17 protein-coding genes are annotated in these 21,235 nt (G+C 73.1%); 8 read left to right on the top strand and 9 right to left on the bottom strand.

Translation table 11 applies throughout. From position 1 onward, the window contains the following. Positions 1-8 precede the first annotated feature (8 nt). Positions 9-3,101, bottom strand: a complete 3,093-nt coding sequence (locus HD593_RS22425; protein ID WP_185104092.1) for a helix-turn-helix transcriptional regulator — start codon at positions 3,099-3,101, stop codon at positions 9-11. 127 nt (positions 3,102-3,228) lie between these two features. On the opposite strand from HD593_RS22425, the gene HD593_RS22430 reads away from it, so the two are divergent. Continuing rightward, positions 3,229-3,693 carry an SAM-dependent methyltransferase gene (locus tag HD593_RS22430; RefSeq protein ID WP_185104093.1) on the top strand — a complete coding sequence of 155 codons (465 nt, stop codon included), beginning with the start codon at positions 3,229-3,231 and terminating at the stop codon, positions 3,691-3,693. Between the two features lie 12 nt (positions 3,694-3,705). Beyond that, the gene (locus HD593_RS22435) at positions 3,706-5,124 is read left to right on the top strand and encodes an FAD-dependent monooxygenase (RefSeq protein WP_185104094.1); all 1,419 of its coding nucleotides are present in this window, start codon (positions 3,706-3,708) and stop codon (positions 5,122-5,124) included. 49 nt (positions 5,125-5,173) lie between these two features. On the opposite strand, the gene HD593_RS22440 is transcribed toward HD593_RS22435, so the two are convergent. Genes HD593_RS22440 through HD593_RS22455 form a run of 4 tightly spaced genes read right to left on the bottom strand, consistent with a single transcriptional unit; the run spans position 5,174 to position 10,789 of the window. Continuing rightward, positions 5,174-7,723 carry a glycoside hydrolase family 78 protein gene (locus HD593_RS22440; protein ID WP_185104095.1) on the bottom strand — a complete coding sequence of 850 codons (2,550 nt, stop codon included), beginning with the start codon at positions 7,721-7,723 and terminating at the stop codon, positions 5,174-5,176. 8 nt (positions 7,724-7,731) lie between these two features. Further along, positions 7,732-8,559 carry a carbohydrate ABC transporter permease gene (locus HD593_RS22445; RefSeq protein WP_185104096.1) on the bottom strand — a complete coding sequence of 276 codons (828 nt, stop codon included), beginning with the start codon at positions 8,557-8,559 and terminating at the stop codon, positions 7,732-7,734. Further along, on the bottom strand, positions 8,556-9,491 hold the full coding sequence (locus tag HD593_RS22450; protein WP_221524886.1) for a carbohydrate ABC transporter permease: 936 nt from the start codon (positions 9,489-9,491) through the stop codon (positions 8,556-8,558). The genes HD593_RS22445 and HD593_RS22450 overlap by 4 nt, the downstream gene beginning before the upstream one ends. Next, positions 9,488-10,789 carry an ABC transporter substrate-binding protein gene (locus HD593_RS22455; protein WP_221524887.1) on the bottom strand — a complete coding sequence of 434 codons (1,302 nt, stop codon included), beginning with the start codon at positions 10,787-10,789 and terminating at the stop codon, positions 9,488-9,490. The genes HD593_RS22450 and HD593_RS22455 overlap by 4 nt, the downstream gene beginning before the upstream one ends. 231 nt (positions 10,790-11,020) lie before the next feature. On the opposite strand from HD593_RS22455, the gene HD593_RS22460 reads away from it, so the two are divergent. Beyond that, positions 11,021-12,061, top strand: coding sequence for a LacI family DNA-binding transcriptional regulator (locus HD593_RS22460; RefSeq protein WP_185104097.1), 1,041 nt, complete (start codon positions 11,021-11,023; stop codon positions 12,059-12,061). 119 nt (positions 12,062-12,180) lie between these two features. Then, entirely contained in the window at positions 12,181-14,451 is a 2,271-nt protein-coding gene (locus tag HD593_RS22465; RefSeq protein ID WP_185104098.1) for a beta-glucosidase, read from the top strand. A gap of 2 nt (positions 14,452-14,453) precedes the next feature. On the opposite strand, the gene HD593_RS22470 is transcribed toward HD593_RS22465, so the two are convergent. Further along, positions 14,454-15,374 (bottom strand): AraC family transcriptional regulator, encoded by a 921-nt coding sequence (locus tag HD593_RS22470; protein ID WP_185104099.1) that lies wholly within the window; start codon positions 15,372-15,374, stop codon positions 14,454-14,456. Positions 15,375-15,489: 115 nt separating this feature from the next. On the opposite strand from HD593_RS22470, the gene HD593_RS22475 reads away from it, so the two are divergent. Beyond that, positions 15,490-15,954 (top strand): helix-turn-helix transcriptional regulator, encoded by a 465-nt coding sequence (locus tag HD593_RS22475; RefSeq protein ID WP_185104100.1) that lies wholly within the window; start codon positions 15,490-15,492, stop codon positions 15,952-15,954. 4 nt (positions 15,955-15,958) lie between these two features. Next, positions 15,959-16,369, top strand: coding sequence for a VOC family protein (locus HD593_RS22480; RefSeq protein ID WP_185104101.1), 411 nt, complete (start codon positions 15,959-15,961; stop codon positions 16,367-16,369). A 10-nt stretch (positions 16,370-16,379) separates the two neighbouring features. Here HD593_RS22480 and HD593_RS22485 read toward each other — a convergent pair whose 3' ends face one another. Next, positions 16,380-16,721 (bottom strand): winged helix-turn-helix transcriptional regulator, encoded by a 342-nt coding sequence (locus HD593_RS22485; RefSeq protein WP_185104102.1) that lies wholly within the window; start codon positions 16,719-16,721, stop codon positions 16,380-16,382. 110 nt (positions 16,722-16,831) lie between these two features. On the opposite strand from HD593_RS22485, the gene HD593_RS22490 reads away from it, so the two are divergent. Beyond that, positions 16,832-17,698: an NAD(P)-dependent oxidoreductase gene (locus tag HD593_RS22490; protein WP_185104103.1), complete on the top strand. Its 867-nt coding sequence runs from the start codon at positions 16,832-16,834 to the stop codon at positions 17,696-17,698. 12 nt (positions 17,699-17,710) lie between these two features. Here HD593_RS22490 and HD593_RS22495 read toward each other — a convergent pair whose 3' ends face one another. Beyond that, the gene (locus HD593_RS22495) at positions 17,711-18,283 is read right to left on the bottom strand and encodes a TetR/AcrR family transcriptional regulator (RefSeq protein WP_246546678.1); all 573 of its coding nucleotides are present in this window, start codon (positions 18,281-18,283) and stop codon (positions 17,711-17,713) included. Positions 18,284-18,375: 92 nt separating this feature from the next. Here HD593_RS22495 and HD593_RS22500 point away from each other — a divergent pair, with 92 nt between their 5' ends. After that, complete coding sequence (locus HD593_RS22500; protein WP_185104105.1) at positions 18,376-19,236, top strand: NAD(P)-dependent oxidoreductase; 861 nt, start codon at positions 18,376-18,378, stop codon at positions 19,234-19,236. Between the two features lie 21 nt (positions 19,237-19,257). On the opposite strand, the gene HD593_RS22505 is transcribed toward HD593_RS22500, so the two are convergent. Then, a complete protein-coding gene (locus HD593_RS22505; RefSeq protein WP_185104106.1) occupies positions 19,258-21,216 on the bottom strand; it encodes a serine/threonine-protein kinase in 1,959 nt (652 codons plus the stop codon). Between the last annotated feature and the right edge of the window lie 19 nt (positions 21,217-21,235).

Genomic DNA, 21,235 nt, shown 5'->3' on the forward strand with positions numbered 1-21,235 from the left:
AGGCGCCGTCATGGCGGGCCCAGATCGAGGCCCGCCAGCTCGGCCCGTGAGGAGATGCCCAGCTTGGGATAGGCCTTGTACAGGTGGAAACCCACGGTCCTCGGGCTGAGGAAGAGCTGGGCGCCGATCTGCCGGTTCGTGGCGCCCGTGGCGGCCAGCCGGACCACCTGGAGCTCCTGGGAGGTCAGCGTGCTGAGCGCCGCGCTCGCGGCGGGCGGGCCCGGCTCGGCCGCGTGGACACCGGTCGCGGCCAGTTCGGTACGGGCCCGCTCCGCCCAGGGCTCGGCGCCCAGCTCGGTGAAGGCGTGCAACGCGGCGCGCAGCTGCGTCCCCGCGTCGGCGCGGCGGCGGGCGCGCCGCAGCCATTCGCCGTAGAGGAGGCGGGTGCGCGCCTGCTCGAAGGGGCGCCCGGCCAGGGGAGCCGGCGCGAGGGCGGCCTCGAAGTGCGCCTCGGCCCGCTGGCGCGGCGCGAGCAGCGCGCGGCAGCGGTGGGCGACCGCCGCCGCCCAGGGCCGGCCGCTGGCCTCGGCCCACGCGTCGAACCTGGCGAACGCGGCGGTGGCCCGGTCAGGCTCGTCGAGGCGGGCACAGGCCTCGACGTAGTCGGCGATGGCGAAGGTGACGATCACCGTGTGGCCGAGGGGGCCGTCGAGGATGCCCGCCATGCGTTCGGCCGCGGTGTCGTAACGGGCTCGTACCAGGTCGAGGAGGGTCAGCGCGCATCCGCCCCAGCCGGATCCGTTGCGCTCGCGGGCGGAGCCCTCGGCCTGGTGGGCCAGGCGACGGCACTCGTCGTCCTCGCCGCGGATGGCGGCCAGGCGGGCGAGGATGCCGTGCAGGTGGCGCAGCCGTCCCTCCTGGCCGGTGTCGCGGGCGATCTGCCAGGCCTCCGCGCCCGACGCGGCCGCCTCCGTGTGCCGGCCGCTCAGGATCTGTGCCTGGGTGAGCAACTGCAGGGCGTGCGGCAACGCGCCGACGAGACCGCGGCTGCGGCACGCGGCCACCCGGGCGGCGGCCAGCTCGCAGGCGGCGTCGTCGTCGCCGGTCATGAGCGCGCCGAACACCGCAAAGGTCCCCGCGACCCGCTCGCTCCCACCCCCGCTCACCACCGGCCGCACACCCCCCACCACCGGAACCTCCCGACCTTCCACCGCCGCGAGCACGCCACTCGCGGACAGGCCCGCGCCCGTTGCTGGGCCGTCGGCTTCGCCGGCGGCCGAGCCCACGTCCGCCGCCGCGATGGCGGCCTCGCGGACGGGCAGGCCCGCGTCGGTGATGCCGACGGCGGCCTCGCCGGTGGGCAGGTGCACGTCTGTCGCGGTGGCGGCGGTCTCGCGGGTGGACGGGTCTTGGGGGAGGGCGCGCAGGAGAGGCAGGTCGGCGGCTGGGCGGCCCGCGTCTGTGACGGCGATGGCGGCCGGGTGGCGCGCGTCTGTGACGGCGACGGAGGCTTCGCCGGCGTGCAGGTCCAGGGGGAGGGCGGTGCGGAGGAGGGGGAGGCCGGTGGCGGGGTCGCCGGCGGCGACGCGTTCCATGCCGCGGACGGCCGCGACCACCCCCGCCAGCCGCACCCCCACGTCGGCGGCGAGCGACTCCAGGAGGCCGGCGGCCCGCCGGAGCGCGCCGCGGTCGCCCGCGAACCAGGCCTCGCCCGCCGCCGTGGCGAGCAGCGACGCGGCCTCGGCGGGCGCGACCCGTACGATGCCCTCGGCGGCGGCGATGAGCAGGTGCGCGGCCGGAGCCGGATCCCCCTGCTCGGCCTCGACCGCGGCCCGCACGCTGGCCAGCCGCGCCAGCAGCAGCGGATCGGCGGCCAGGCGGCGCCCCCGGTCGGCGGCGGCCGCGGCGCGGGGGAGCTGCCCGGCGCCCAGCGCCGACTCCGCGGCGGCGGCCAGCCATCGGGCGCGCCGTTCCCGGTCCACGGTGAGCTGCGCCGCCCGCTCGTACGCGGTGGCGGCCGAGGCGTTGCTGCCGCGCCCCGCCGCCCGGTCGCCGGCCGAGGCGAGGATGGCGGAGGTCTGCTCGTCGGGTTCGAGGGTGGCCGCCGACAGGTGCCAGGCCCGCCGGTCGGCGTGCTCCTCGCCGTCGAGGACGCCGGCCAGCGCCCGGTGGGCGGCCGTACGCCGGGCGAGCGGCGCCTCGTGGTAGGCGGCGGCCTTGACGAGCGGGTGCCGGAAGCGCAGCCGGTCGCCGGAGACGTCGATGAGCGCGGCGTGCTCGGCCGGCTCCAGGTCCTCGGGCCCCGCGCCGAACGCCTGCGCGGCCCCCAGCACGAGCCGCAGGCTGCCGGACCCGTCGGCGGCGGCGACCAGGAGCAGCAGCCGGGCGCGCTCGGGCAGCCGCCGGACGGTGGCGCGCAGCGACTGCTCCAGCCGCCCCGCCATGGACGGCTCCGGCGGTTGCAGGGGGAGCGGCGCCAGGTGCCCGGCCCGCTGCTCGGGCGTCAGGATCCCGGCGAAGTGCAGCAGCGCCAGCGGGTTGCCCTCGGCCTCCTCGATCACCCGGTCCCGGACCTCGGGGGTGAGCCCGGCGAGTAACTGTTCGCAGTCGCTCCTGGCCAGGCCGGAGATCCGCAGGTCCGGAATACCGTTGATCGCAGGCTCGGCCCCGTCACGACCGGCGAAGACCATGGTGATGCGTTCGGCCGCCAGGCGGCGGGCGGCGAACGTCAGCGCGTCCAGGGACGCCCGGTCCAGCCAGTGCACGTCGTCGATCAGGCACAGCAGCGGCCGCTCCTCGGCGAGGTCGGCGAGGAGGGTCAGCACGGCGAGCCCGACGAGGAACCGGTCGGGAACGCCTTCGTGCCCCTCGCCGAACGCGCCGCGCAGCGCCGCCCGCTGCCCGGCGGGCAGCCGGTCGATCAGGTGGCGGGCCGGGCGCAGCAGGAGATGCAGCGCGGCGTACGGCAGCTCGGACTCGGCCTCGACGCCGGTGGCGCGCAGGACGAGCGCGTGTTCCCCCGCCCGGCTCGCGGCCTCCTCCAGCAGCGCCGACTTGCCGATCCCCGCCACCCCGTACAGCGCGACGGCGTTGCCCTGGCCGCCCCGTGACTCGGCGATCATCCGGCTGAGCACGGCGATCTCCGCATTTCGCCCGATCATGATGGGCCGACCCTACCTAACCCGCCTGCCGGAGCCCCACGAGGTTCAGTCACCGTGACTGATTCACCCGGACCCGCCACGCCCTACTGTCGGGAACCGCAGGACAGGGACACACGGAAGGATCACCATGGAGCCGATCATCGTCGAGGCCGTGGGAACGGTCGTCGGCGGCCGGGCCGAGGCGTTCGACGACGACTGGAACACCGAGGAGGCGCTGATCCGCCTCGACGGCACCCGCTTCGGGCCCGGCAGCGTCGCCGGGCTGGACGCGTTCTCCCACCTGGAGGTGCTGTTCCAGTTCCATCGCGTGGATCCGTCCGACGTGCACACCGCCGCCCGCCGCCCCAGGGGGAACCCGGAGTGGCCGGAGGTCGGCATCTTCGCCCAGCGCGGCAAGAACCGCCCGAACCGGCTGGGCGTCTCGCGCTGCCGGCTGCTCGCCGTGGAGGGGCTCGACCTGCGCGTACGCGGGCTGGACGCCATCGACGGCAGCCCGGTCCTGGACGTCAAGCCGTACATGGCCGAGTTCGGCCCGCAGGGCGAGACGGTCCAGCCGGCCTGGGCGACCGAGCTCATGCGTGCCTATTACTAAGGAGCACAGAACATGTCCGAGGTGATCGTGGTCGGGGCGGGGCCGACCGGGCTGCTGCTGGCCGGGGATCTGGCGGAGTCGGGGGTGGCGGTCACGGTGCTGGAGCGCCGGGACGGCACGGTGTCGAACCTGTCGCGGGCGTTCGGGGTGCACGCGCGCACGCTGGAGCAGCTGGACGCGCGGGGGCTGGCCGACCGGCTGGTGCCGATGGGCGCGGCGCTGCGCACGGTGCGGCTGTTCGAGCGGGTCGAGGTCGATCTGGGGGAGCTGCCGAGCCGGTTTCCGTTCCTGCTGATCACGCCGCAGTACAACGTGGAACGGCTGCTGCTGGAGCGGGCGGTGGCCGCCGGTGTGGAGATCGTCTACGACGCCGGGGTGCGCGGCCTGGCCCAGGACGACGGCGGGGTCACGGTGTCCACGACGGCCGGGCAGTTCCGGGCATCGTACGTGGCGGGCTGTGACGGGTACCGCAGTGCGGTGCGGCAGGCGCTGGGCCAGCCGTTCCCCGGCAAAGCGGTGCTGAAGTCGATCATGCTGGCGGATGTGCAGGTGGCCCGGCCACCGGCCGGGCTGCTGACCGTCAACGGAGTCGGCGACGCGTTCGCGTTCATCGCGCCGTTCGGCGACGGCTACTACCGCGTCTTCGCCTGGGACCGCCGCCACGTGGTCGCCGACGACGCGCCGCTCGGCCTGGAGGAGGTGCGCGAGGTGACCCGGCGGGCGCTGGGCGACGACTACGGCATGAGCCGGCCGCGCTGGCTGTCACGCTTCCACAGCGACGAGCGGCAGGTGCCGCACTACCGCATCGGCCGGGTGTTCCTGGCCGGCGACGCCGCGCACGTGCACTCCCCGGCCGGCGGGCAGGGCATGAACACCGGCCTGCAGGACGCGGCCAACCTGAGCTGGAAACTCGCCGCCGCGCTGCGCGGCGCCCCGGATGCGCTGCTGGACAGCTACCACGACGAACGGCACCCCATCGGCCGGTCGGTGCTGCGCAGCAGCGGCGCCCTCATCCGCGCCGCCATGATCGAATCGGCCGCCGGGCGGGCCCTGCGCGGCATGGCCGCCCGCGGCGCCCTGTCCATCCCGGCCCTCCGCGAGAAGATCACCGGCCAGCTCAGCGGCATCGGCTACCACTACCCCGCCCCGCACGGCGCCCCCGACCGTACCGGCACCCGCGCCGCCGACCTCCCCCTGACCGGCGGCGCCCGCCTGTACCAGGCCCTGCGCGAACGCCGCTTCGTCCTGATCGGCCACACCCCCCTCACCCACCGCCACGACCAGGTCCTCCAGGTCGAACCCGCCACCCCCGCCGACACCCTGACCCTCGTCCGCCCCGACGGGTACATCGCCTGGACCGGCACCGACACCGAAGACCTGGACCGGTTCCTCACCACGCTGGTGGGGCCCGCCGGCTCGCGCCTGGTCTAGGTCCCGGGCCGGCAGGGAGCCCTGCCGGCCCGATGACGGGGCTTCGGGTTCAGACGACGAACGTGTGGGTGCCGGCCCCCACCTCCTGCGGGCCGGCCCCCGGCAGGTCCACCTCCGCGGTCGTGCCGGGGGGGACGGTCGCGGTGACGGTCAGGGCACCGTCCTTCCTGCTCCAGGAGACCGAGGCCGGCCCGTAGGGGGTGTCGAGGGAGGCGGAGGCGTGGGTGAGGCCGCCGCCGGGGCGGGGGGCGATGCGCAGGCGGCGGTAGCCGGGGGCGGCGGGGGCGAGGCCGGCGATCGTGCGGTGCATCCAGTCGGCGATGGCGCCGAGGGCGTAGTGGTTGAAGGAGGTCATCTCGCCGGGATTGACGGTGCCGTCGGGCAGGAGGCTGTCCCAGCGTTCCCAGATGGTGGTGGCGCCCATGGTGACGGGGTAGAGCCAGGACGGGCACGCGCGTTGCAGCAGCAGCTCGTAGGCGGTGTCGTGGGCGCCGATGGAGCAGAGGGCGTCGCAGATGAGCGGGGTGCCGACGAAGCCGGTGCCGATGCGGTGGTCGTCGGCGGCGACGAGCTGCACCAGCCTGCGCCCGGCGCGCCGGCGTTGCCCGGGGTCGTCGAGCAGGTCGAGGGTGAGGGCCAGGGCGTAGGCGGTCTGCGTGTCGCAGGCCAGCCGTCCCGACGGGGTGACGAACTCGCGCTGGAACGCGGCGCGCACCTGAGCGGCCAGACCGGCGTAGCGGGCCGCGTCCGCGGCGTGGCCGAGCAGGTCCGCGGTGTCCGCCACGACCCGCGCGGACCAGGCGTGGTAGGCGGTGGCCACGAGCGCGTGGTCGGTGCGGGCCTTGCCGGGCTGGTCCGGGGGAGCGGCCGGGTCGAGCCAGTCGCCGAACTGGAAGCCCTCGTCCCACAGGTGATCCCTGGTGAGGGACGCGACCTGGTCGACCCACGCGCTCATGCTGGGGTACTGGCGCTCCAGCAGGCCCAGGTCACCGGTGCGCTGGTACAACGTCCAGGGGACGAGCACGGCGGCGTCGCCCCAGGCGGCGGTGGGGGAGACGCCGAACGCCAGGGGCACCCACGGCACGTAGTGCGGCACGGTGCCGTGCTCGGCCTGCTCGGCGGCGAGGTCGGCCAGCCACGAGGCCAGCGGGCCCGCGCAGTCGTAGAGGAAGGCGGCGGTGGGCGCGAAGACCTGGATGTCGCCGGTCCAGCCGAGGCGTTCGTCGCGTTGCGGGCAGTCGGTGGGCAGGTCGACGTAGTTGCCGCGCATGCTCCAGCGGACGTTGTCGTGCAGCCGGTTCAGCAGCGGGTCGGAGCAGTCGAACGTGCCGATGGGGCGCATGTCGGTGTGGCAGACGACCGCCACGACGTCCTCCGGCCGGAGCTCTCCCGGCCAGTCGTCGAGCTGGGCGTACCGGAAGCCGTGCGTGGTGAAGCGCGGCTCGTAGGCCTCCGGCTCGGCGTCGCCGCGCAGGGTGTACCGGTCGAGCGCGGCGGCGGCGCGCAGCGGGCGCAGCGCGAGGGCGCCGTTCTCCAGGACCTCGGCGTGCCGCATCGAGACCGTGTGCCCGGCCGGGCCCTGGACGCGGATGCGCAGGCGGCCGGCGATGTTCTGGCCGAAGTCGAGGATGGTCTCGCCGGCGGGGCCGGTCAGCACGTCGACCGGGGCCAGCGTCTGCGTACGCCGCACGGGCGGGCCGGTCGGGGCGACCAGGAGCGCGGGGTCGTGGGCGAGCGCGTCGGCGGGCAGCCAGGCGGAGTCGTCGAAGCCGGGCCGCGACCAGCCGGCCGGCTCCAGGCGGGCGTCGCAGGTCTCCCCGTCGTACAGGCTGGCGGCGGTGACCGGGCCGGAGGCGCAGCGCCAGGACCCGTCGGTGGCCACGACGTCCGTGGTGCCGTCGGCGTAGGTGAGCTCGAGCTGGGCGATGAGGGCGGTGCGGTCGCCGTAGAGGTTCGTCTTGCCGCCGAGGAAGCCGATGCGGCCGCGCCACCAGCCGTCGGCGAGGCTCGCGCCGATCGTGTTGGCGCCCTCGCGGAGCAGCTCGGTGACGTCGTGGGTGCGGTAGCGCAGGCGGTGGCCGTAGCTGGTCCAGCCGGGGGCCAGCACGTCGTCGCCGACCACCTGGCCGTTCAGCTCGGCCTCGTACAGGCCGTACGCGGTGATGTAGAGGCGGGCGCGGGCGAGGGGCGCCCTGACCGTGAAGTCGCGGCGCAGCAGCAGCGCGGGCCCGTCGGGCCCGCCCAGCAGCTCCTGCGGCGGCGCGGCGGCCGAGGCCTGCCAGTCGGCGGGCTCCAGCAGCCCGGCCTCCACGTACGACCAGGGGCTCCAGTCGCTGGCCGAGCCGTCGGCGCCGTGCACCCGCACCCGGGCACCACGCCGCTCGCGCGAGCCCAGCGGCGTGCCCGGCCAGGGCACCAGAACCGACTCGGCGGACTCGACGCGGCCGGTGGCGGTGCCGTCGCCGAGCTCGATCTCGTAGCCGGCCTGCGTCCAGCCGGGGGTGTCGGTGGTGACGGTCCAGGACAGGCGGGGCCCGCTCTCGCCGATGCCGAGCGGCTCGGAGTGGTGTTCGAAAGCAGGCGCGGTGATGTTGAGCAAGGCGCTCCTTAGCCCTTGATGGCGCCGGCGGTCATGCCGGCGACGATCTTGCGGTTGAAGAAGACGAACAGCAGCAGCGGCGGGATCGTGATCAGCACGATGTCCATGAAAAGCAGGTTCCACTGTGTGTTGTACTGGCTCTGGAAGTTGTAGAGGGTCACCTGCACGGTGGCGTTCTCGTCGCCTGGCAGCAGGTAGAGCGGGTTGACGAAGTCGTTGAAGATGTTCACCGAGCTGACCAGGATGACCGTGATGGTGACCGGCCGCAGCAGCGGGAAGATGACCCGGAAGAACAGCCGGAAGCCGCTGCATCCGTCGATCTGGGCGGCCTCGTCCAGCTCGCGCGGGATCGCCGCGATGAACGCGCGGAACAGCAGCATCGCGAACGACAGGTGGAAGGCCACCTCGGCCAGGATCATCCCGGGCAGCGTCTTGAACAGGCCGATGGCCTGCAGCAGCCAGATGGTCGGCACCACCGCGGGCGGGATGATCAGCCCGGACAGCACCAGGAAGTCGGCCAGCTTGGCGACCTTGCCGGGCCGGCGTTGCAGCACGAACGCGGCCATGGCGCCGAAGACGACCAGCAGGGTGACCGAGGCGACGGTGATGATGGTGCTGTTGACGTAGGCGCGCAGCAGCACGTAGTCGCGGGCCTCGATCACGGCCAGGAAGTTCTCCACGACCGGCCAGCTCGTCGGCCAGGCGAAGTCCAGGTCGGTGGCCTGCGTCTGGTCCTTGACCGCGGTCAGCAGCATGAGCGCGAACGGCACCAGGAAGATCACGGTGGCCAGCACCAGCACGACGGCTTCCGCGCCGAGCCTGCGGACTGCTCTCATGCGGCCACCTGCCTCTTGCCCAGGTAGTAGTTGAGCGGCACGGCGATGACCGTGACGACGAGGAAGAGGATCACGTTCCCGGCGGTGGACAGGCCGAAGAAGCCGGCCTGGTACTGCTTGTAGATGATCGAGGCGATGGTGTCGCTGGTGAAGCCGGGGCCGCCGCGGGTCATCGTCCAGATGAGGTCGAACGAGCGCAGGCCGCCGATGAACGACAGGATGATGACGGAGTAGGTGGCGGGCCAGCTCAGGGGGAGTGTCACGTGCCGGAAGCGGTGCCAGGCGCCGCCCCCGTCCACGGCCACCGCCTGGTAGTACTCCCGCGGGATCGACATGATCCCGGCGATGTAGATGACGGTGGCCAGGCCGACGCCCTTCCACACGTCCACCAGCGCCACCGACAGCAGCGCGGTGGTCGCGTCGCCGAGCCAGTCGCGCCCGTCGACGCCGACCAGCGCGAGTGCCTGGTTGACCAGGCCGGTCTGCGGCTTGAGCAGCATGGCGAAGGTGATGCCGACCGCGACGGTGGAGACCAGCGTCGGGAAGAACACCACCGAGCGCAGGAAGCCGCGCAGCCGCAACCGGGAGGTGAGCAGCACGCCGAGCAGCAGCCCGAGCACGACCTTCAGGCCGCTGGTGACGACCGCGTAGATGATGGTGTTCTGGAAGCCGATGCGCAGGTTCTGCTCGGCGAGGAAGTCGCGGAAGTTGTCCAGGCCGACGAAGGTGCTGTCGAACAGGGTCCAGCGGGTCAGCGCGAAGTAGAACGCCATCGCCGTCGGCACCAGGAAGATGACCACGAACACGACGGCGGCCGGCAGGTACAGCGCGTACGGGTAGGCCGAGTCGCGCCTGCGGCGGGAGGCGCGGGCGTGGCCCGGCCCGGGTGCCGGGCCGGGCCCCGTGCGGGGCCCGGCGTCCTGCTTGGTCACCACCCTGCCAGCCCCAGCTGCTTGGCCTGCTTCTCCACGTCCTTGTCGTACTGGGCGGCGCCCTCGGCGGGCGGCGTCAGCCCGGAGCCGACGGCGACCGTGATCTGCTCCAGCGACGGGCCCTTGACCGGGGAGACGAACTCCAGCGCCGGCGCGGTGCGGCCCTCGTCCACGTACACCTGAAGGTCCTTGGCCACCTGGATGGCGTCCTCGGGCAGCTTGGCCCCGGTGATCCGGAACGGCCCGGCCGGCTGGACGGCCTTGTTGGTGGCCTCGGCCCCCGCCGGCGAGGCGATGAAGGCCAGGAACTTCTTCGCCGCGTCCACGTTCTCCGACGTCTTGGGGATGTAGATGCCGGCCGGCTCCCAGATCGTGGCGCCGTTCTTGGCCGCGTCGGTGCCGGGGATGCCGAAGAAGCCCACGTCGGTGGCGGCCTGCGGCATGGTGGCCACGAGCGGCGGGAGCTGGGCGCTCAGCATCGGGTAGTGCGCGCCCTTGCCCTCGACCAGCATCTTCATGCCCTGGTCGTTGGTGGCCGAGCCGAAGCCCTCCTGCATGTAACCCTTGGCGTGCACCTCGGCCAGGTGGTCGAACCCGGCCCTCGCCGCGGGGGTGGCGGCGAACTTGGACTTGTTGGCCGTGTAGTCCTGCGCGAAGCTCGGCACCGCGGCCTGCACGTTGTAGTAGTCGCCGAGGACGAACAGCTGCGAGGTCCAGGTGTCCTTGAACGTGCCGATCACCGGCGCGATCCCGGCCGCCTTGATCTTGTCGTTGTTGGCCATGAAGTCGGCCCAGGTCTTCGGCACCTCCAGCTTGAGCTGCTCGTAGACCTTGCGGTTGTACAGGATGCCGCCGCCCATGGCCGTGCCGGCGGGCACGCCGTACACCTTGCCGTCCTGGCTCACCACGGGCAGGAAGTCCTTCTGCACGTGCTGCAGCACCGGATCGCCGGTCAGATCCACCATGGTCTGGGACGGGTTGAGCGCCTGGAGCAGCGACCCGGAGTTGTACCAGAACACATCCGACATGTCGCCCGTCGAGAGCCGGGTCTTGACGATGTTGTCGCCCTCGCTGCCACCCGGCCGCGTCTCCGTCTCTATCTTGATGGTCGGGTTGGCCTGCATGAAGGCGTCCGCGAGCGCCTTGGCGGTGTCCACCGTGGCCTGGCTGTTGTCGACGAGGAACTTCAGTGTGGTGGTGCCGTCGGCCGCGGGCTCGGAGCTGGAGCCGCACGAGGTCAGAGCCGCCATCGCGAGAACGGCCAGGGCCGCTCCGGTCATGCGGTGCGAGGTCTTCACAACGCCCCTCCGGGTTCGTTGAAACGTTTTAAGCGCCCCCCGATGCGAGTTAACGTAGGCGTAACCTGGCCGAGCGTCAAGAGGTTCGATGGGTAACGGTCTCCCATCGTTACTCGCGCCGGGAGGAGTGCTGATGGAAGCGCCGACCGGTTGGCTGGGTAACGTTACCCATCGCGTTCGGGGCGGCGGATCCGTACAATCTGGCGACGTCGGGACGAGGAGAGGCGGCACATGGTCACACGAGACCGGCAGCGCAGGGTGACGATCACGGACGTGGCCAGGCACGCCCAGGTGTCCACCACCGCGGTGTCGAAGGTGCTGCGCAACGCCTACGGCGTCAGCGAGGCGATGCGGACCAAGGTGCAGGCCGCCATCGACGAGCTCGGCTACCGCCCGCACCACGCGGCCCGGGCCATGCGCGGGCGCACCTTCACCATCGGGGTGCTGCTGCCGCACATCCGCAACCCGTTCTTCGCCGACCTCATCGACGGCCTGACCGAGGAGATCTCCGCCAGCGGCTACCAGGCCATCATGGTCCAGAGCGGCGGCCGCGACCCCGCCGACGAGCTGCGGGCGAGCGACGCGCTGGTGGACCGGCAGGTGGACGGCGTGCTCTGGGTCGCCCCGGTCTGCACCAGGACACAGCTGGAGAAGCTGGCCAAGGGCACCCCGCTCGTGGTGCTCGGCCGCCACGACCGCTCCGGCCTGTACGACTGCGTGCTCGACGACGACGAGGTCGGCGCCGAGCTGGTGGTCGAGCACCTCATCGGCCTCGGCCACCGCCGCATCGCGCACATCACCCAGAAGGACTCCCTCGGCGGCCGCACCGGCACCCTGCTGCACACGATCAGGGCCACCACCTACGAGCGGGTGATGACCGAGCACGGCCTGGCCGGGCACATCGCCGTCGCCGCCACCTCCTACACCGAGGAGGGGGGTTACGAGGGCACCCGCGAGCTGCTGGCCCGCGAGCCGCGCCCCACCGCCGTCTTCGCCGGCGCCGACCAGGCCGCCTTCGGCGCCCTCGCCGCCATCCACGAGGCCGGCCTGACCGTGCCCGGCGACATCTCGGTGGCCGGCTACGACAACGCCCGCATGACCGGCCTCGCGCACGTCGCGCTCACCAGCATCGACCAGGACGGCGCCCTCATGGGCAAGACCGCCGGCCGGCTGCTGCTGGAACGCATCGCCGGCCGTACCGCCGCGGTGCGGTTCTCCGTCACGCCGACCCTCGTGGCCCGCCGCTCCACCGCGCCTCCGCCGGCACCCTAGCCGTCCTCGGGGAGGGGTGCATTTCGTGCTAGCGCCGGGGCACCGCGGCCTAGCCGGGCGCCGGGTGGCGACGCAGGATGTGGCTTGGCCGAAACCCCTCACAGCCTGGAAGGCGCCCCGTGAAAGCACCTCGTTTACCGCGTGCCGCCCTGGTCGTGGCCGTGCTGGCGGTCCTGGCACCGGGAGTCCAACTGACCACCACGGGCACCGGCGCGGCGGCCGTCCGCGACGACTGCGCGGGCGTGCCCTGGATGGACCGGACCAAGTCACCGGAGCGGCGGGCCCGCGCGCTGCTCGCCGCCTCCACCCTGGACCAGAAACTACGCTGGCTCGACGAGCACTCGGCCAACGACCCGGCGCGCACCACGTTCACCACCGCCGCGCCGCGCGAGCTGCCGCCCGGCGAGTTCGTCCCCGTCACCTTCACCCTGCCGCCGCAGGTGCCGTGCACGCCTGCGATCCAGTACACCGACGCACCCTCCGCGATCGCGGGCGCGGGCGCGGGGGTGACCGTCTTCCCGGCGAACGTGTCGCTGTCGTCGTCCTGGGACCGGGCGCTGGCGTACGACAAGGGCGCCGCGATCGCGCACGAGGCCTGGCGCAAGCAGCGCAACGTGCTGCTCGGCCCCGGCATCGCGTCGGGCCGCGACCCGCGCAGCGGGCGCACGTCGGAGTACCTGGGCGAGGACCCCGTGCTGTCCGGGCTGATGGCCGGCGCGTACAGCAAGGGCGTCGGCGCCAACCCCGCCGAGCCGGTGCAGGCCCAGCTCAAGCACTTCGTCGCCAACGAGCAGGAGACCGACAGGAACAACAGCTCCTCCAACGTGGACGGCCGCACGCTGCGGGAGATCTACACCCTGCCGTACGAGATCGCCATCGACCGCGGCGACGTCGGCTCCGTCATGTGCTCCTTCAACCAGGTCAACCACGACTGGGCGTGCGGCTCCCACCAGTTACTCGGGCGCATACTCAAGCGGGAGATCGGCTTCGACGGCTGGGTGGTGACCGACTTCGGCGCCCGCCACTACCTCACGGAGGACCCGCCGTCGCTCAGGGCCGGCCTGGACCAGGAGCTCAACGCCTGGCGCTACTGGACGCCGATGGCGATCAAGGAGCAGATCGCGCAGGGCCGCCTCAGCGAGGCCGACGTGGACGAGGCCGCGTACCGGATCGTGCGCGCCCACCTCGCCTCCGGGCTGTTCGACGTGCCGCGGCTCGGCGCGCCCGACGCCGACGTCTCGACCCCGCAGAGCCAGGCGCTGGCCCGCGAGCTGGCCGAGCGGGGATCCGTCCTGCTGAAGAACGCCGGCGTCCTGCCGCTCACCCGGTCGGCCAGGACGATCGCCGTCATCGGCCCGACGGCGGCCAACACCCCGGCCACCGGCGACATCGACGCCTCCAGCGTCTGCCTGCACACCGCGCCCGGCATCCCCTGCACCGCCAAGGCCCCGCTCGACGCCATCACCGCCCGCGCCCAGGCCGCCGGCGCCACCGTCACCTACGCCGACGGCGCCGACCTCACCGCCGCGGCGGCCACCGCGGCCGCCGCCGACGTGGCCGTCGTGTTCGGCCACTACCGCGAGGGCGAGTTCGCCGACCGGCCGGACCTCTCCCTGGACGGCGGCGGCGACGCCCTCGTCTCGGCCGTCGCGGCGGCCAACCCCGACACCGTCGTCGTGCTGCAGACCGGCGGTCCCGTGCTCATGCCGTGGCTGGACGCGGTGAAGGGCGTGCTGGAGGTCTGGTACGCGGGCGAGGAGATGGGCCCGGCGATCGCCAGGCTGCTGTGGGGCGACACCGCGCCGTCCGGCAAGCTGCCGCACACCTTCCCCCGCTCCGAGTCGGACCTGCCGACGGCCGGCGACCCCCGGCGCTACCCCGGCACGTTCTCCGACGGCTCGGTGGTGCGCCCGCCTGGCAACACCGAGCCGCGGCAGGTCGCCTACGACGAGGGCCTCCAGGTCGGCTACCGCTGGTACGCGGCCCAGGGCATCGAGCCGCTGTTCCCGTTCGGGCACGGCCTCACCTACACCACCTTCGCCTACGACAGGCTGGACGTGACGGCCGCGAGAGGCGGGCTGCGGGTGAGCTTCCGCCTCACGAACACCGGCCGCCGGACCGGCACCGAGACGGCGCAGGCCTACGTCGAGCTGCCGGCCGCCGCGGAGGAGCCGTCCAAGCGGCTGCTGGGCTGGCAGAAGGTCACCCTGCGGCCGGGCGAGTCGCGTACCGTGCGGCTCGACGTCAGCGCGGCCGACCTCGAGGACCTGCACCTGCTGCAGTACTGGAACGCCGCCACCGGCAGGTGGGCCACCGCCAGGGGCGCCTACCACGTCAGCGTCGGCACGTCGTTCGACACCACCCTCCGGGACCGCTTCGTGCTGCGCTGACCTCAGCCGGCCTCCTCCGCGATCAGCGAGTTCAGCCGCACCGCGGTGCGGCTGAACTTCGCCCGGTACGCCGACGCGCTCATCCCGTAGTGCGCCCGGAAACGCCGGGCGAAGTGGTTGGCGTCCGGCCAGCCGACCGCCTCGGCGATCCGCGTGATCGACTGGTCGCTGTGCAGCAGCAGGACCGCCGCCCGCTCGACGCGGAACCTCGACAGGTACGCCATCGGCGGCAGCCCCGTCTCCGCCTTGAACCGGCGCACCAGGTAGCCGCGGCTCAGGTGCAGCCGCTCGGCCAGCTCGGCGAGCGTCCACGGCCGCGTCGGCTCCGCCTCCAGCAGCCGCATGGCGCGCACCACCATCGGATGGCGGTGCCCGGCGGCCGGGCCCGTCCCGCCGCCGTCCACGAGCCTGGCCAGGCAGGCGAGGAACTGGATGAGCCGCCCGATGATCTCGCTCCGGTACGGGCCGGGCGGCCGGAACCGCAACCGGTCCAGCGCGTCCAGGGGCTCGGCGCACTCGGCGACGGCCGCCGCGCCCAGCCGGGCCGTCAGCATCCCGCGGCGCTGCAGCGAGTAGGGCCCGATCCACAGCAGGTGGTCGAGCAGCGGATCCTCGCGCGCCCACGCCAGCTCGTGCCGCAGCAGCTCGCTGGAGAAGCAGCAGTTGTACACGTCGAGCCGCCGGCAGTCCTCGTAGCCGTGCCAGACGCCCGGCCGCAGCAGGATGACGTCGCCGACGGCCAGGGGCCGGCGCCCGGCCAGCGAGACGTGCACGCCCTCGCCGCCGGTCACCATGACCACCTCGATGAAGCTGTGCGTGTGCACCGGGTGCCGCCGCTCGTGCAGGAAGTGCCCGGCGTAGGCCACCGTGCCCTCGGTGAAATGCAGCTGCGCGCCGACACGATCGACTGGGGGGTCGTCCATGGGTCGAGCTTCCCCCACTTCCCGCCCGGCGGCCCCTCCCGGCTGATCAGGAATCGAGAAGCGCAGGTCACGCGCCCGGACGTACGGTTGGCGAACCTGGCCGGAAGGAGAGCCCATGTGCCACCCCTCGTGGAGCCGCGCCCTGGCGGCGGCGCAGCACCTGAACGACCTCGCGCGGCTGCGGCGCGTACGGGACCGGATCGACCGGGAGTACGCCCGGCCGCTGGACGTCGAGGCGCTGGCCCGCGGCGTGCACCTGTCGGCCGGCCACCTCAGCCGCGAGTTCCGGCGCGCGTACGGCGAGTCGCCGTACGCGTATCTGATGACGCGCCGCATCGAACGCGCGATGGCGCTGCTGCGCCGGGCCGACCTCACCGTCACCGAGGTCTGCTTCGCGGTCGGCTGCTCGTCGCTGGGCACCTTCAGCACCCGCTTCACCGAGCTGGTCGGCGTGCCGCCCACCGTCTACCGGCGTGAGGCCGCCCGGGCGACCGCGGGCCTGCCGTCCTGCGTCGCCAAGCAGGTGACGAGGCCGATCAGGCGCCGGGCGGCGCAGGTCGCGGCCCCCCGGCTAACGTGACGTCATGGACATCACCATTCACACCACGTCCCTTCCGCACGACGACCCGGACGCCTCCCTGGCCTTCTACCGCGACGCCCTCGGCTTCGAGGTCCGCAGCGACGTCGGCCGCGGGAAGATGCGCTGGATCACGGTCGGCCCCGCCGGCCAGCCCGGCACGTCCATCCTGCTGGCGCCGCCCGCCGCCGATCCCGGCGTCACCGACGACGAGCGCCGCGTCATCGCCGAGATGATGGCCAAGGGCACCTTCGGCTGGATCATGCTGGCCACGCCGGACCTCCAGAGCACCTACCAGCAGGTCCTGGCCGCCGGCGCGGAGGTCGTGCAGGAGCCGACGGACCAGCCGTACGGGGTGCGCGACTGCGCCTTCCGCGACCCCGCGGGCAACCTGGTCCGCATCCAGGAGGCGCGCTGAGCCGCGCCTGTCACCTGACCTCGTCCCAGGGCAGGCCCTCGATGCGTTCGAGGTGCTCCTCGCCCCACTCGCCCAGCGGCGCCATCGCCGCGTTGAGCGAACGGCCGAAGGCGGTGAGCGAGTACTCCACCTTCGGCGGGACCTGGTGGTACACCTCGCGGTGCAGCAGCCCGGTGGTCTCCATCTCGCGCAGTTGAGAGATCAGCACCCGCTCGCTGATGCCGGGGACCGCGCGCCGTAGCTCGCCGAAACGCAGGGGGCCGTCCTGCAGCGCGAAGAGGATCAGCCCCTTCCACTTGCCTCCCATGACGGCGATGGCGGCGTCGAGCCCACACGTGAACGTCCGTTTCATACTTACATTCTGGTCGGTACCCGGGGAAATAGTAGGTACTTGAGGTCATGCATGTGCTCCGGCCAGCATGGATCCATCTCTCCCCCTACTTCTCCGACTGGAGTACGCAGATGACACCTGTCACCGTGATCGGCCTGGGCTCGATGGGCACGGCACTGGCGGCCGCCTTCGCCGAGGCCGGCCACCCGACCACCGTCTGGAACAGGACCGCGAGCAGGGCCGCGCCCCTCGTCGCCATGGGCGCCAGGCATGCGCCGGCCGTCGAGGACGCGGTGGCGGCCGGCCCGCTGATCGTCACCTGCCTGACCACGTTCGACGACACCCGGCTGGCCCTGGAGCCGGCCGCCGCGCGGCTACGCGGACGGGCCCTGGTCACCCTCAACAGCGGTTCCCCGGCCGGAGCCCGCGAGACGGCCGCATGGGCCGGCGGCCTCGGCGCCCGGTTCCTGGCCGGAGCGGTCAAGAACGTGCCCTCGGCCGTGGGCGCGCCGGACACGCTGCTCTACTACAGCGGCGACAGGTCCGTCTTCGAGGAGTTCGAGGCGACGCTGAAGGTGCTGGGCGGCGACACCGTCCACCTCGGCGGCGAGAGCGACCTCGCGGCCCTGTACGAGATGGCGGTGGGCGCCATGCTGCTGCCCGCCCTGGCCGGATTCTTCCAGGGCGCCGCCGCCGTCCAGGCGCGCGGGCTGGAGGTCGGCTCGATGGTGCGGTTCGCCGGCAAGTGGCTGGACATGATCAAGTCCCTGCTGCCGGTCTACGCCCGGGAGATCGACGCCGGTGACTACACCGACGCCGCCTCCTCCGTGAACCTCTTCCTCGCCGGCGCGGCCCACGACCTGGAGCTGACCGGGGAGACGGGCGTCGACACGGCCTGGCTCGCCCCGCTGCACGACCTGGTGCGGCGGGCGGCCGAGGCGGGTCACGGTGACCACAGCATCTCGGCCCTCACCGAGGTGCTCAGGGCTCACCGATAGGAGTCGATGGGCTCATCGATAGGAGTCGATGAGCCGGGCGAGATGACCGCCCGCGATCTCCAGCGGCGCCTCGCTCTGCGACACCTGCGCCGACAACTCCGCCCCCTCCAGCAGGTTGATCACGGTGTGGGCGAGGTCGTGCGCCACGTCCGCGGCGAAGCCGGAGCGCGTGAGCTTGTCGCGGACCAGCGAGCGCCACCGCTCGTAGGCCTCCTCGGCGGCCTGCTGGAGCTCCGGCACCCGGCCGGCGCTCTCCAGCGCCGTGGTGGTGACCGGGCAGCCGTCCAGCCAGCCGGATTCGCGCAGATCCCGCGCCAGGTCGCGGGTGCAGGCGAGGATCGCCGCGGCCGGGTCGTCCTCCCGGTCGAAGGCCGCGGCCAGGAACTCGGCGAACTCCGCGCCGCCGTGGTGGACCGCCTCGACCGCGAGCTCCCGCTTTCCGCCGGGGAAGAAGTGGTAGACCGAGCCCAGGGTGGCCCTGGCCTCCTGGGAGATCTGCTTGAGGCCCGTCGCCTCGTACCCCTGGCGCTGCATCAGCAGCGAGGTCGTCCGGACGATCCGCTCGCGGGTGCCGATCTCGTTCATGACGGGCATCCTACTGGATAGAGCATTCGTTCTAGTGCTGTGCTACGGTCTGCTTTCTAGATAGAGCGTTCATTCTAGTAGGGAGAACCTTGATGAAGTCGGTGACCGTGATCGGGCTGGGCCCCATGGGCAGCGCCATGGCAGGCGCCTACCTCCGCGACGGGTACGACGTGACCGTGTGGAACCGCACGCCCGCCAGGGCGGACGAGCTGGTGGCGCGGGGCGCGCGGCGGGCGGAGTCGGTGGAGGCGGCGCTCACCGCGAACGAGCTGGTGGTGCTGAGCCTGACCGACTACGACGCGATGGACGCCATCCTCGCGCAGGCGCCCGAGTCCGCGCTGGCCGGGCGCACCCTGGCCAACCTCACCTCCGACACCCCCGACAGGGCACGCCGGGCGGCCGCGTGGCTGGCCGGGCGCGGGGCCGTGCAGATCACCGGCGGCGTCCAGGTGCCGCCGCCGGCCATCGGCACGCCGGACGCCATGACGTACTACAGCGGCCCCGAGGACGCCGTCGAGGCGCACCGGGCCGCCCTGGAGGTGCTGACCGGGATCGACTACCTCGGCGCGGACCACGGGCTGGCGGCGCTGTACTACCAGATCGGGATCGACATGTTCTGGACGGCGCTGCTCGGCTACCTGCACGGCCAGGCGGTGGCGGAGGCCAACGGCATCTCGGCGGCGGACTTCCTGCCGCGGGCGGTGAAGACCATGGACCTGCGCTACTTCCTGGAGTTCTACGCGCCGCGCATCGCCGCCGGCCACCACGAGGGGGACGTCGACCGGATCTCCATGGGCGTGGCCAGCCTGGAGCACGTCCTGCGCACCACGCGGGCGTCCGGCGTCGACGACTCGCTGCCCGCCGCCGCCCTGGAGATCTTCCGCAGGGGCGTCAGCGCCGGCCACGGCCAGGACAGCCTCACCAGCCTGGTCGGCGTGCTGAAGCGGAGCTGACCGGGCCCGTACGGCAGGGTCTCAGGAGGTCGTGGGCGTGACCGTGAAGTAGGGCGAGACCTCGAGCTCGTCCGCGGCCTCCAGCAGCTTGTGCGTGAGCCTGCCGTCGAACGCCACGACGCGGATCTCATCCTGGCCGCCGTTGTCGTTCTCCCAGCAGTACAGGTGCGACTCGTCGTACCAGCCGAGCACCTTGTCGCAGTCGGAGGAGAACCTGCGTACCTGCTCGCCGGTGGCCGCGTCCCACAGGCAGTGGTCGTCGCCGCCCGGGCAGTCCGTCACGAACGTCCTGCCCGAGGGGGAGAAGAGGTCGACGGTGCCGGACGCCGGCGACCCGACGTCCGGGACGTCCCGCACCCGCTTGCCGTCGGCGTCGAAGAAGCGCAGCCCCTCGTTCTTCCCGTAGACGGCGACCACGCCCTGCTCGGCGCCGTCCCAGCCGAAGTTGCCGCCGCGGATGGAGTCGTCGGCCACGTGCACCACGTCGGCCTCGCGCCGGGACACGTCGACGATGGCGAAGCCCAGGGTGGTCCAGACGTCCTCGCCCTGCTCGTCCTCGGTCTTCCTGTCGAGGTTGAGGAGGATCTTAGAGCTGTCCTTGGACCAGGCGCGGAGGCTGGTGTCCAGCGGCTTGCGCACGGTCTTGATCCGGAAGCTGGAGCCGTCGCTCCTGTCGGTGATGAGGAGCGAGTCGTAGCCGTCGGAGGTGTAGTCGTCCGGCCTGCCCGCGAGGAAGCGGCCGTCGGGGGAGACCAGCGACTCCAGGTTGCCGGGATACGTCTCGAACGGGCCGCGCAGCGACTGCCTGGCGTAGTCCACGTCCTCGTCCCGCTTCTTGTCGTAGACCTCGTACGCCGTCAGGGTGATCGGCTCGGACGGGCGCTCGTACAGGGTGATCGCGCCGCCGGGCAGCGTTCGCTCGGCCGGCGTGACGGCCGGCGTGACGGGCGGCGTGACGGGCGGCGTGGTGGCCACCGCCGCAGAGGGCGCCGGTGGGCGTGGCCGGTCGGGCAGGGCCAGCGCCGTCACCAGGACGGCCGTGACGATCAGGGCCCCCGCGGCGGCGAGGATCGCGGCGAGTGGCGGCCTGGAACGACCGGTGGCCGGTGCGCCGCCGGCGGCGGCCTGCCTGGCGCCCGCCGCGAGCGGGTCGGTGCCCGGCTCCGGATTCCGCAGCAGGCAGGCGATCACCTCCGTGGCCGCCGGCCGGCTGCGCGGATCCTTGGCCAGGCACCGCAGCACCAGGTCGCCCAGCAGCCCGTCGAGCGAGCCCAGGTCGGGCCGCGCGTTGAGCACCCGGCTCATCACGGTGTGCGGGCCGTCGCCGCCGAACGGCACCCGCCCGCAGGACGCGAAGACCATCGTCCCCGCCCAGGCGAACATGTCGGCCGCGGGCCCCACCCCACGGCCCATGACCTGCTCGGGAGCCATGTACGCGGGCGTCCCGATCCGCGTGCTGCTGGTCAGGGTGGCCGGGCCGAGCGTGCGGGCGATGCCGAAGTCGATCACGCGCGGGCCGGTGGCGCCCATGATGACGTTGCCGGGCTTGAAGTCCCGGTGCACCACGCCGGCCTCGTGCACCGCGGCGAGCGCGGTGGCGGTGCCGATGGCCAGCCGTTCCAGGTCGCCGCCCCCGAGCGGGCCGTCCTCCCTGACGATCCGCTCCAGCGTGCGGCCCTCGGCGTACTCGCTGACGATGTACGGCCTGCCCTGCTCGACGCCCGTGCTCAGCACGGCCGCCGTGCAGAACGGCGCCACCCGCTGGGCGGCCTCCGCCTCCCGCAGGAACCGCTCGAAGCCCTCCTCCCCGGACGGCAGCAGCCACTTGACGGCCACGCGCACGTCCATGGGGGTCCTGGCGAGGTAGACGACGCCCTGCCCGCCTTCGCCGAGCCTGCCGAGGAGTTCGAGTCCGCCCAGTCTCTCCGGGTCACCGGGCAGCAGCGGGGTGAAGTCGGCCATGGCCCATTGTGATCCCATCCAGTGGATCTCCAGCAAG

The organism is Nonomuraea rubra (assembly GCF_014207985.1).
GTDB lineage: Bacteria > Actinomycetota > Actinomycetes > Streptosporangiales > Streptosporangiaceae > Nonomuraea > Nonomuraea rubra.

Coding starts and splice junctions, on each gene's coding strand:
- HD593_RS22500 (WP_185104105.1), top strand. CDS start 18,376: ATGAAGTCGGTGACCGTGATCGGGCTGGGCCCCATGGGCAGCGCCATG.
- HD593_RS22480 (WP_185104101.1), top strand. CDS start 15,959: ATGGACATCACCATTCACACCACGTCCCTTCCGCACGACGACCCGGAC.
- HD593_RS22425 (WP_185104092.1), bottom strand. CDS start 3,101: ATGATCGGGCGAAATGCGGAGATCGCCGTGCTCAGCCGGATGATCGCC.
- HD593_RS22485 (WP_185104102.1), bottom strand. CDS start 16,721: ATGAAACGGACGTTCACGTGTGGGCTCGACGCCGCCATCGCCGTCATG.
- HD593_RS22495 (WP_246546678.1), bottom strand. CDS start 18,283: ATGAACGAGATCGGCACCCGCGAGCGGATCGTCCGGACGACCTCGCTG.
- HD593_RS22460 (WP_185104097.1), top strand. CDS start 11,021: ATGGTCACACGAGACCGGCAGCGCAGGGTGACGATCACGGACGTGGCC.
- HD593_RS22430 (WP_185104093.1), top strand. CDS start 3,229: ATGGAGCCGATCATCGTCGAGGCCGTGGGAACGGTCGTCGGCGGCCGG.
- HD593_RS22445 (WP_185104096.1), bottom strand. CDS start 8,559: ATGAGAGCAGTCCGCAGGCTCGGCGCGGAAGCCGTCGTGCTGGTGCTG.
- HD593_RS22470 (WP_185104099.1), bottom strand. CDS start 15,374: ATGGACGACCCCCCAGTCGATCGTGTCGGCGCGCAGCTGCATTTCACC.
- HD593_RS22490 (WP_185104103.1), top strand. CDS start 16,832: ATGACACCTGTCACCGTGATCGGCCTGGGCTCGATGGGCACGGCACTG.
- HD593_RS22435 (WP_185104094.1), top strand. CDS start 3,706: ATGTCCGAGGTGATCGTGGTCGGGGCGGGGCCGACCGGGCTGCTGCTG.
- HD593_RS22475 (WP_185104100.1), top strand. CDS start 15,490: ATGTGCCACCCCTCGTGGAGCCGCGCCCTGGCGGCGGCGCAGCACCTG.
- HD593_RS22505 (WP_185104106.1), bottom strand. CDS start 21,216: ATGGGATCACAATGGGCCATGGCCGACTTCACCCCGCTGCTGCCCGGT.